This window comes from Bradyrhizobium sp. Leo170, from assembly GCF_004296405.1.
GTDB lineage: Bacteria > Pseudomonadota > Alphaproteobacteria > Rhizobiales > Xanthobacteraceae > Bradyrhizobium.
Window position 1 is genome coordinate 1 of record NZ_PSRR01000323.1, and the last position, 9,962, is coordinate 9,962.

Annotated in this window: 10 protein-coding genes; 8 read left to right on the forward strand and 2 right to left on the reverse strand. The window is 64.4% G+C overall.

Annotated features, from left to right (window positions below; all coding sequences use genetic code 11):
• The coding region (locus CWO89_RS35055) for an ABC transporter permease (protein ID WP_130582997.1) at positions 1–686 on the reverse strand (686 nt) is incomplete at its 3' end.
• Positions 683–1,471 (reverse strand): ATP-binding cassette domain-containing protein, encoded by a 789-nt coding sequence (locus CWO89_RS35060; RefSeq protein WP_130582998.1) that lies wholly within the window; start codon positions 1,469–1,471, stop codon positions 683–685. The genes CWO89_RS35060 and CWO89_RS35055, both read right to left, overlap by 4 nt.
• Before the next feature lie 125 nt (positions 1,472–1,596).
• Between CWO89_RS35060 and CWO89_RS35065 the strand changes: the two genes are divergently transcribed.
• From CWO89_RS35065 to CWO89_RS35100, 8 genes are all read left to right on the forward strand, one after another.
• Positions 1,597–2,433, forward strand: coding sequence for an ABC transporter ATP-binding protein (locus CWO89_RS35065; RefSeq protein WP_130583006.1), 837 nt, complete (start codon positions 1,597–1,599; stop codon positions 2,431–2,433).
• Positions 2,433–3,218, forward strand: coding sequence for an ABC transporter permease (locus CWO89_RS35070; protein ID WP_130582999.1), 786 nt, complete (start codon positions 2,433–2,435; stop codon positions 3,216–3,218). Before CWO89_RS35065 ends, CWO89_RS35070 begins: the two co-directional genes overlap by 1 nt.
• A 172-nt stretch (positions 3,219–3,390) precedes the next feature.
• Complete coding sequence (locus tag CWO89_RS35075; RefSeq protein WP_130583000.1) at positions 3,391–4,419, forward strand: ABC transporter substrate-binding protein; 1,029 nt, start codon at positions 3,391–3,393, stop codon at positions 4,417–4,419.
• 9 nt (positions 4,420–4,428) lie between these two features.
• Entirely contained in the window at positions 4,429–5,130 is a 702-nt protein-coding gene (locus CWO89_RS35080) for an NUDIX hydrolase (RefSeq protein ID WP_130583001.1), read from the forward strand.
• Between the two features lie 10 nt (positions 5,131–5,140).
• Positions 5,141–6,079: a polyphosphate kinase 2 family protein gene (locus CWO89_RS35085; RefSeq protein ID WP_130583002.1), complete on the forward strand. Its 939-nt coding sequence runs from the start codon at positions 5,141–5,143 to the stop codon at positions 6,077–6,079.
• A gap of 596 nt (positions 6,080–6,675) precedes the next feature.
• Entirely contained in the window at positions 6,676–8,235 is a 1,560-nt protein-coding gene (locus CWO89_RS35090; protein WP_130583003.1) for a 2-isopropylmalate synthase, read from the forward strand.
• 288 nt (positions 8,236–8,523) lie between these two features.
• Positions 8,524–8,952 (forward strand): hypothetical protein, encoded by a 429-nt coding sequence (locus CWO89_RS35095; protein ID WP_245476724.1) that lies wholly within the window; start codon positions 8,524–8,526, stop codon positions 8,950–8,952.
• 146 nt (positions 8,953–9,098) lie between these two features.
• On the forward strand, positions 9,099–9,740 hold the full coding sequence (locus CWO89_RS35100; protein ID WP_245476723.1) for a lysozyme family protein: 642 nt from the start codon (positions 9,099–9,101) through the stop codon (positions 9,738–9,740).
• Positions 9,741–9,962 lie beyond the last annotated feature (222 nt).

A 9,962-nucleotide genomic window follows, 5' to 3' on the forward strand; every position in this document is an offset into this window, starting at 1 on the left:
CGCAGCCGGCTGCGGTGGCGCAGGCCGTTCTCGATCAGCGCCAGGAGCTGGTCGACCGCGAGCGCCAGCGCGGCGGCGGCGAGGCAGCCGAACACGACGAACACCCAGTTCTGGGTCTGCAGCCCAGCAAAGATGTAATTGCCGAGGCTGGTCTGCCCGATCGGCGTCGACAGCGTCGCGGTGCCGATCACCCACACCGCCGCCGTGCGGATGCCGGCCATCATCACCGGCAGCGCCAGCGGCAGCTCCACCATGAACAGCGATTGCCGCGGCGTCATGCCGACGCCCTGCGCCGCCTCCGTCAGCGCCGGGTCGACGCCCGACAGGCCGGTGATGGTGTTGCGCAATACCGGCAGCATCGAATAGAGCGCGAGCGCCAGCACCGCCGGCAGGAATCCGAAGGCGGAGAAATCGAAGCCGAACCAGGACAGCGTCAGCGCCGCCAGCACGAGTAGCAGCGGATAGAAAAGCGCCAGCAGCGCGAGCCCCGGCACGGTCTGCACGATGCTGGCGAAGCCGAGCAGCGCGCCGCGCAGCAGCGGCCGGTTGCGCGCGACGATCGCCAGCGGCAGGCTGACGATGAGCCCGAGCGCGAGCGCAGCCAGGCTCACGCGCACATGGTTGCCGAGATAATCGGGCAGATGTGCGAGCGCCTCGGTCCAGCGCGGATCGGAAAACAGGCTCATGCGGCGCCGTCCCCCGGCAGCAATTTGCCGAGCCGTTCCGCCTGCCGCCGCGGCGTGTGCAGGAGTTTTTCGACGTAAGGGTCGGTGCTCTCGGAAAGCTCCACCGGGGTGCCCTGCGCGAGCAGCCTGCCTTCGTGCATGACGGCGACGCGGTCGGCGAGCAAAAGCGCCTCCGTCATGTCATGGGTGATCATGACGGTGGTCAATTTGAGCCTGCGGTGCAACTCGCGGAAATCATCGCCGAGCGCATCGCGGGTGAGGGGATCGAGCGCGCCGAACGGCTCGTCCATCAGCACGATGCGCGGCCGTGCGGCCAGCGCCCGCGCGACGCCGACGCGCTGGCGCTGGCCGCCGGAGAGCTCATGCGGCAGCCGCTCCCGATACTGCGCGCCATCGAGCTGCACCAGTTCGAGCAGTTCGTCGACACGCGCGGCGATCTCCGCCGCCGGCCAGCCGAGCAGCTTCGGCGTGATGCCGATATTGGCGCCGACGGCAAGATGCGGAAACAGCCCGCCGCTCTGGAAGACATAGCCGATGCGCCGCCGCAAGCGGATCGGATCGACATTGCGCACGTCCTCGCCTTCGACCATGACGCTGCCGCTGTCGGCCTCGATCAGCCGATTGGCTAGCCGCAGCAAGGTGCTCTTGCCCGAGCCGGAGCGGCCGACGATGGCGAGGAACTCGCCCTCGGCAACCTCCAGCGAGACATCGTCGACGGCGACCACGCCGCCGTTGGCGAAGGTCTTGCCGACCTTGGTGTAGGCAATGAGTGGTCCGTTGGACAATGCTGTTCAAACCTCGCGCTGCGGCCCCATCCGGGAGATCACAGATCAACTAGCACGTCGCGATGCCGCGTTGAACTTGTCCGCACGAGAGGCTAAGGCATCCTCCCGAACAGGGAGGGAACGTGGTGGACAAGGCCAAGCCCACAGCCAAGCCCACAGCGGTGGCGCTCGAGGATGCGACGGTGGCGTTTCGCCTTGCGGACGCCCGCGTCTACACCGCCGTCGAGAAGGCGCGCCTTGCGGTCGCGCATGGCGAATTCGTCGCGATCGTAGGCCCCACCGGCTGTGGCAAGTCGACCTTGCTGAACGTGGCCGCCGGCCTGCTCAAGCCGGCCGCGGGCGCGGTCAGGATCTTCGACCAGCCGCTCACCGGATTGAACCGCGATGCCGGCTACCTGTTCCAGGCCGATGCGCTGTTCCCCTGGAAGACCGCGATCGACAATGTCGCGATCGGGCTCGAGATCAAGGGCACGCCGCGGCGGAAGGCGCTGGAACAGGCGCAGGCCTGGCTGACCTCGGTCGGGCTCGGGGCATTCGCGAACCGCTATCCGCACATGCTCTCGGGCGGCCAGCGCAAGCGCGTCGGCCTTGCGCAGGTCCTGATCCGCGATCCCAAGATCCTCTTGATGGACGAGCCGTTCGGCCCGCTCGATGCCCAGACCCGGCAGGTGATGGGCAATCTCCTGCTGGAATTGTGGACCGCCGACCGCAAGGCGGTGCTGTTCGTCACCCATGACCTGGAGGAGGCGATCGCGCTCGCCGACCGCGTCGTCATCATGTCGGCCGGCCCCGGCTCGCGCATCATCGGCGACTGGCGCGTGGAGCTACCGCGTCCGCGCGACATCTTCGAGGTGCGGCTGGACAAGCAGTTTCACGAACTACATCGCGAAATCTGGGGCGTGCTGAAGGAAGAGGTGATGAAGGGTTACGCGCAATCAACGCAAGCCGGGGGAGCCGACTGATGTCCCGCGCCGCGCTTTTGCTCTGCCAGGTCCTGGTCGCCGTCGTCGCGCTGGCGATGTGGCAACTCTTTGCCACCGTGCCGGTGTTCGGCCGCATCTGGCTTCCGCCGTTCTTCTTCTCCAATCCCATCGACGTCGTCAGCCAGATCGTCAATTGGTTCTCGACCGGCGTGATCTGGAAGCATCTTGCGATCACGCTGTGGGAATCGATCCTCGCTTTCGTCATCGGTTCGGCTCTCGGCATTCTGGTCGGCTTCTGGTTCGCGCGCCAGCCGCGCGTCGCCGCCGTGTTCGACCCTTACGTGAAGATGACGAACGCTCTGCCGCGCGTCGTGCTGGCGCCGATCTTCGCGCTCTGGTTCGGCCTCGGCATCTGGTCCAAGGTCGCGCTCGGTGTGACCCTTGTTTTCTTCATCGTGTTCTTCAACGTCTATCAGGGCGTCAAGGAAGTGAGCACGACCGTGCTCGACAATGGCCGCATGCTCGGCATGAGCGAGCGGCAATTGATGCGGCATGTCTATTGGCCCTCGGCGCTGTCGTGGATGTTCTCCTCGCTGCATACCTCCGTGGGCTTTGCGGTGGTCGGCGCCGTCGTCGGCGAATATCTCGGCGCCGCCGCCGGCCTCGGCTATCTGATCCAGCAGGCGGAGGGCGTGTTCGACGTCGCCGGCGTTTTCGCGGGCATGTTCGTGCTGTCGGCCTTCGTCATCCTGATCGACATGGCCGTGACGCTGGTCGAGCGGCGCCTGCTGGTCTGGCGACCAACGGCGGCGCGCGAAGCGTAGAATCGTAGGGTGGGCAAAGGAGCGCAGCGACGTGCCCACCATCAAGTGCTCCGCTCGTGATGGTGGGCACGCTACGCTTTGCCACCCTACGGGAGCTGCGCCTCGCAATAACGCGGAGCTTCTCAACGCCCGCGCGCTGCTTTATCCTGCACCCCACGGAACGGAGACGATCATGAGGAAACTGTTTGGCCGGCTGGCCGGCGCGCTGCTGGCGCTGGTGCTGACGTCGGGTCTTGCCGCAGCGCAAAGCAAGGTCACGATCGCGGTCGGTGGCGGCGCCTGCCTGTGCTATCTGCCGACGGTGCTCGCCAAGCAGCTCGGCGAATATGAGAAGGCGGGGCTCGCGGTCGAACTGGTCGATCTCAAGGGCGGCTCGGATGCGCTGAAAGCCGTGCTCGGTGGCAGCGCCGACGTCGTCTCCGGCTATTTCGATCACTGCGTCAATCTCGCCGCCAAGCGGCAGGAATTGCAGGCCTTCGTGGTCTATGACCGCTATCCCGGCCTGGTGCTGGTGGTGTCGCCCAAGCACACCTCAGAGATCAATTCGATCAAGGACCTCGCCGGCAAGAAGGTCGGCGTCAGCGCGCCCGGCTCCTCGACCGATTTCTTCCTCAAATATCTGCTCAAGAAGAACGGGCTTGATCCCACCAGCGCCTCCGTGATCAGCGTTGGCCTGGGCGCGACCGCGGTCGCAGCGATGGAGCAGGGGCAGATCGATGCCGCCGTGATGCTCGATCCCTCCGTCACCGTCCTGCAGGGCAGCCATGCCGACCTGAAGATCCTGAGCGACACCCGCACCCAGCACGACACGCTCGCGGTGTTCGGCGGCGAGTATCCGGGCGGCGCGCTCTATTCGACCGCGGCCTGGGTCAAGTCACACGAGAAGGAGGCGCAGGCGCTCACCAATGCGATCCTCGCCACGCTCGCCTGGATCCATTCGCATTCGCCGGAAGACATCATGGCCAAGATGCCCGAGGAGATGGTCGGCAAGAACAAGGAGCTCTATCTCGCCGCCCTGAAGAACACGATCCCGATGTATTCGGAGACCGGCAAGATGGACCCGAAGGGCGCCGACGCGGTGCTGGCGGTGTTCAGCGAAGGCTCGCCGGAGGTCGCCAAGGCCAATATCGACGTCAGCAAGACCTACACCAACAGGCTGGTCGAGCAGGCGAAGAAGACCACGGGGACGGGTGCGAAGTAAGCCCGCCTGATGACGCCACCTTCCATTCATCGGGTCACCTCGCTGGACCTCAAGGTGCAGCCATGGGCGTGGCCGTTCGCGCAAGCGCGCCGCGCCGAGATCGATGCGCATTTCGCCGAGGCGCAGCGCGAACGGCCGAACCTCTGGAACGGCCGTATGCTGCTGGGGCGCAGCGCCACGTTCGAAGGCGAGCGCTTGAGCGCGAGCTATTTCGAGACCGATTTCGCGAGCTTCCTCGCCTGGCGCGACTGGGGCTTTCCGGACAAGGGCGTATTCAACGGCTTTGGCATGGGCGCGCTGCTCTCAAGCGACGGCGCGTTCGTGCTCGGCGAAATGGGTCATCACACCTCGAACCCCGGACGGGTCTACTTCCCGTCGGGCACACCCGATCTCGACGACATCAGGGGCGACATGCTCGATATCGCCGGCAGCGTCGCACGAGAGGTGGAGGAGGAGACCGGGCTCACGCCCGCCGACTACCGCCCCGATGCGCATTGGGATTGCGTCTTCACCGGCGTCGCCATCGCCATGATGCGGATCCTGTATGTCGACATGCCCGGCGATACCTTGCGCGCGCGGATCGAAAGCAATCTCGCGCTGCAGGAAGAGCCCGAACTGGCGGCGATCCGCCTGGTGCGCGATTTTAGCGATTTCACCGCCACGATGCCGCGCTTCGTCACCGCGTTTATCGAGATGCATCTGAGCAGGTAAGAAAGGGCCCATGGGCAAGAAATCGAAGCTGCTGGCCGACGAGTTGAAACCTTTCGTGGCACCGTTCCGCGTCGACGGTTCGGACCACTTTCACCTCAAATCGCTCAAGACCAACGAGAAAGGCGGCATCGACAAGGTCGTGGGCGAGGAGATCATCGAGGCCAATCGCAGGCGGCTGAACGATTTCCAGGAGAAGCTCTACGCCCAGGACCGCTGGTCATTGCTCCTGGTCTTCCAGGGCATGGATGCGGCCGGCAAGGACTCCGCGATCAAGAGCGTGTTCGAGGGCGTCAATCCGCAGGGCTGCGAGGTCACCTCGTTCAAGGAGCCGTCGTCCAAGGAGCTCGACCACGACTTCATGTGGCGTTCGATGATCGCGCTGCCCGAACGCGGCCGCATCGGCATCTTCAACCGCTCCTATTACGAGGAATGCCTGGTGGTGCGCGTGCATCCCGAAATCCTCGCCAAGGAAAAGCTGCCGGCGCGGCTCGTCACCAAGAACATCTGGCGCGAACGCTTCGAGGATATTTCGGCGATCGAGCGCTACCTCTCGCGCAACGGCATCGTGGTCCTGAAATTCTTCCTCAACGTCTCCAGGCAGGAACAGCGCGCGCGCTTCCTGGGGCGGCTGGAGGAGCCGTCGAAGAACTGGAAGTTCTCGATGGCCGACGTCAATGAGCGCGCGCTGTGGCCCCGCTACATGGCCGCCTACCAGGACATGATCCGCCACACTGCAACCCGCACCGCGCCCTGGCACGTGGTGCCGGCCGACCACAAATGGTTCGCCCGCGTGGTGATCGGCTCCACCATCGTCAGCGCGCTCGAGAAGCTCGATCTGCATTTCCCGAAGGTCGACAACTCCGAACGCAGCGAATTCAAGCACGTCCGCGAGGCGCTGCTGGCGGAAGGGAAGGGTGGGGCGGGGAAGGCAGGGAAGAAGGCCAAGTAGCCTCCGCCGTCATTCCCCGCGAATGCGGGGAATCCAGTACACGGTGACCTCTCGGCTCAAACTCCGGTCTCTAGAATACTGGATCGTCCGGTCAAGCCGGACGATGACAGCGCGTTCTATGGCTGGCGCTCCCGTAGGGTGGGCAAAAGCGCAGCGTGCCCACCATCCACGGGCGGTGCAAGAAAGGTGGGCACGCTTCGCTTTGCCCACCCTACACCTCGCGGCAATTAGGTCAGCCGCACTGACCATCTTTTTACCGTTGCGGCGGGGCGCTCTCTTCGTCTAGAAACGCGCTCGGAGGTGGCCTCGGCAACCAACCGTCAACGGTTTTGACCGAGGATTTGGCCTCCAAAGGGTACTGGCAATGCTGATTCGCAGCGAAAACGATGGAATCCTGACGGGAACGGCTCAAGTTGCCCCCGCGATTCCGGCTGCGTCGCTGCCGACCCTCCTTCTTGGCGGGATTCTGCTTCTTATCGGCCCCTGAGGGCCGTCTGGGCGGTTGCGCCTGGGCACTCAGGGGTTGCGTGAGAACACCAGAAACCCTTTAGCGCTCAGTGATAAGATAGCGCGACCGACCCAAAGGAACTTTGCAGATGACCACCGCCAACAAGTCCGAGAAGGACCGCGTAATCATTTTCGACACCACGCTGCGTGACGGCGAGCAGTGCCCCGGCGCCACCATGACCTTCGAGGAAAAGCTCGAGGTCGCCGAGCTGCTCGACGAGATGGGCGTCGACGTCATCGAGGCCGGCTTCCCCATTACATCGGAAGGCGACTTCCAGGCGGTCAGCGAGATCGCCCGCCGCTCCAAGAACGCCGTCATCGCCGGTCTGTCCCGCGCCCATCCGAAGGACATCGACCGCTGCGCGGAAGCCGTGAAATTCGCCAAGCGCGGCCGCGTCCACACGGTCATCGCGACCTCGCCGCTGCATATGCGGGTGAAGCTGAACATGACGCCGGAACAGGTGATCGAGACCTCGATCGCCAACGTCAGCCGCGCCCGCAACCAGATCGACGACGTCGAATGGTCGGCCGAGGACGGCACCCGCAGCGAGATGGATTTCCTCTGCCGCATCGTCGAAGCCGTGATCAAGGCGGGTGCCACCACGGTGAACATCCCCGACACCGTCGGCTACACCACGCCCGACGAGTACACCCACTTCATGCGCACGCTGATCGAGCGCGTGCCGAACTCCGACAAGGCGATCTTCTCGGTCCACTGCCATAACGACCTCGGCATGGCCGTGGCGAACTCTCTGGCCGGCATCGTCGGCGGCGCGCGCCAGGTCGAGTGCACCGTCAACGGCATCGGCGAGCGCGCCGGCAACGCCGCGCTCGAAGAGATCGTGATGGCGATCAACGTGCGCAACGACAAGTTTCCCTACTGGAACAGGATCGACACCACGCAACTGACCCGTGCCTCGAAGCTGGTGTCGGCGGCGACCTCGTTCCCGGTGCAGTACAACAAGGCGATCGTCGGCCGTAACGCGTTCGCGCATGAGAGCGGCATCCATCAGGACGGCGTGCTGAAGGATGCCTCCACCTACGAGATCATGCGGCCCGAGATGGTCGGCCTGAAGCAGTCGTCGCTGGTGCTCGGCAAGCACTCCGGCCGCCATGCATTCGTCCACAAGCTGGAGGAGATGGGCTACAAACTGGGTCCGAACCAGCTCGAAGATGCGTTCGCGCGGATGAAGGCGCTCGCCGACCGCAAGAAGGACATCTATGACGAGGACATCGAGGCGCTGCTCGACGAGGAGATCGCCGCCGCCTACGACCGTATCAAGCTGACCTCGCTGACCGTGATTGCCGGCACCCATGGCCCGCAGCGCGCGACCATGAAGCTCGACGTCGACGGCCAGACCAGGATCGAGGAAGCCGAGGGCAACGGCCCGGTCGATGCCGTCTTCAACTGCATCAAGCGCCTGGTGCCGCACGACGCCAAGCTCGAGCTCTATCAGGTGCACGCGGTGACCGAAGGCACCGACGCGCAAGCCGAGGTGTCCGTGCGCCTCGCCCATGACGGCCGCTCGATGACCGCGCGCGCCGCCGACCCGGACACGCTGGTGGCGTCGGCGAAGGCCTATCTCGGCGCCCTCAACAAGATCGTCATGAAGCGCCAGCGCGACATCCCGGCGGCAGTCGCGGGCTGATAGCGTCTCCATCACCGCGAATCGTAGGGTGGGCAAAGCGAAGCGTGCCCACCATTTACGGCCGGTGCAAGGGAAGGTGGGCACGCTGCGCTTTGCCCACCCTACGGCTTCGGTGTGAACGCGAGTCTCCGCATTAACCTTAATCCCTGATCTTTTCCGTTCACTGTTCCGAGGCGCTCACTTCCGCCGCCAAGCCGCCGCATTGAAACTTAGCCTTCGATCTCCGATGAAACGCGAGATCAGATGAGGGCGGCTCTCATCCTTGTTGGCCTCGGTACGCTTGCGGTGATGGAGATGCAGACTCCGCCGCGCGCGACGAAGTCTGTCGAGACCCAGCCTGCCCAGGCAACCCTGAGCTTCGCGGCATCTGGCGATACGCTGACCGCAGCAGACCGGAACGAAATCCCGCATACACAGCAGCAGGCGTCGGCCCAGCAGATCTTCTCGCCCGAACCAATTGCACCGCCGGTTCAATCCGCTGCGGCTGCACCGGAACCCGCGCCGATCGTTGAACCGCCCGAGCGCGCAGTCCCCGCCGCAAAACCCGCTGTCGTGCTGCCGAAACCTCGACCGAAGCAACTGCCCAAGCACGAGATTGCCAAAGCAACGGCAAAGACGACGCGTTCCAAACCGACTGTCGAGGCCAAGTCCTGTCAGCCCGGCGCCTTCGACGGCCTGTTCAAAGCATTGAGCCTGCCACTGGGATGTCAGACCTAGCGCAACAATCCTTTGCCTTCGAGGGCGTGGCTGACGGCAGGCCGCCGCACCCCATGCCCAGGTCCATGTCCACGTCCATGCCCACGTCGAAGCCGGCAGGCCGTGCTGATGAAATCAGGCCGCCTGACCCGGATGAGCGTCGGACCATGGTGCGGACGCGGCAATGGTGGTCGGTGGAAGTCATTGCCATCCTGCTGGCGATAGCGATAGCGATCGCGTTCGGCGTCACGGCAAGCCTGTTCTTGTTTCGCGACGTTCAGTTGAAGGACGAGGCGATCGACCAGGCCGCGATCAGGGCGCTGGTCGAGCGCATCATCACGGCTGAATCAAACGGCGACCCGAATGCCAGGAACAAGCGCTCGAGCGCGATCGGAGCCGCTCAGTTTCTCGACGACACATGGCTCGAAGCCGTTCGAAGACACCGGCGCGATCTGGTCCAGGGACGCAGCGACAAGGAAGTGCTGGAGCTGCGTCGAGATGTCGGGCTTGCCCGGGAAATCACCGCACGCACGATCGAGCGAAATGCCGCGATGCTGAGCAAGCGCGGCCTGCCGATCACGCCGGGCTCTCTCTACCTCGTGCATTTCGCCGGACCGGCAGGCGCGGTGGCATTGCTGACCGCGGCCGAAAACGCCGACGCCGCTTCCCTTATGGCCGCGGCCGACGTGACAGGCCGGACCACCCGCGAGAAGCTGGTCAACGCCAACCCGTTCCTCAAGATGCTGACGGTGGGCGATCTCAAAACCTGGGCCGATCGCAAGATGGCGGTGGGCAATTCACCCGGGTGATCGTGAGACGCTGTCATTGCGAGCGAAGCGAAGCAATCCATGCCTACGCTTGCGGCACTATGGATTGCTTCGCTCCGCTCGCAATGACGATGTGGATACTTTGGGTGCGACAAATCAACCCGACGGGCAAATCAGCAGAAACGTGTCCATCCCTCACGCGAAAAATAATCCGCTTTCGCCGTCGGGCAAATCAATGATTTAACTCCGCGCGTCTCACCCGAA

Bases quoted from the DNA above. Each gene is read 5' to 3' on its own strand.
- CWO89_RS35070 (WP_130582999.1), top strand. From the start codon at position 2,433: ATGTCCCGCGCCGCGCTTTTGCTCTGCCAGGTCCTGGTCGCCGTCGTC.
- CWO89_RS35075 (WP_130583000.1), top strand. From the start codon at position 3,391: ATGAGGAAACTGTTTGGCCGGCTGGCCGGCGCGCTGCTGGCGCTGGTG.
- CWO89_RS35080 (WP_130583001.1), top strand. From the start codon at position 4,429: ATGACGCCACCTTCCATTCATCGGGTCACCTCGCTGGACCTCAAGGTG.
- CWO89_RS35085 (WP_130583002.1), top strand. From the start codon at position 5,141: ATGGGCAAGAAATCGAAGCTGCTGGCCGACGAGTTGAAACCTTTCGTG.
- CWO89_RS35090 (WP_130583003.1), top strand. From the start codon at position 6,676: ATGACCACCGCCAACAAGTCCGAGAAGGACCGCGTAATCATTTTCGAC.
- CWO89_RS35095 (WP_245476724.1), top strand. From the start codon at position 8,524: ATGGAGATGCAGACTCCGCCGCGCGCGACGAAGTCTGTCGAGACCCAG.
- CWO89_RS35100 (WP_245476723.1), top strand. From the start codon at position 9,099: ATGGTGCGGACGCGGCAATGGTGGTCGGTGGAAGTCATTGCCATCCTG.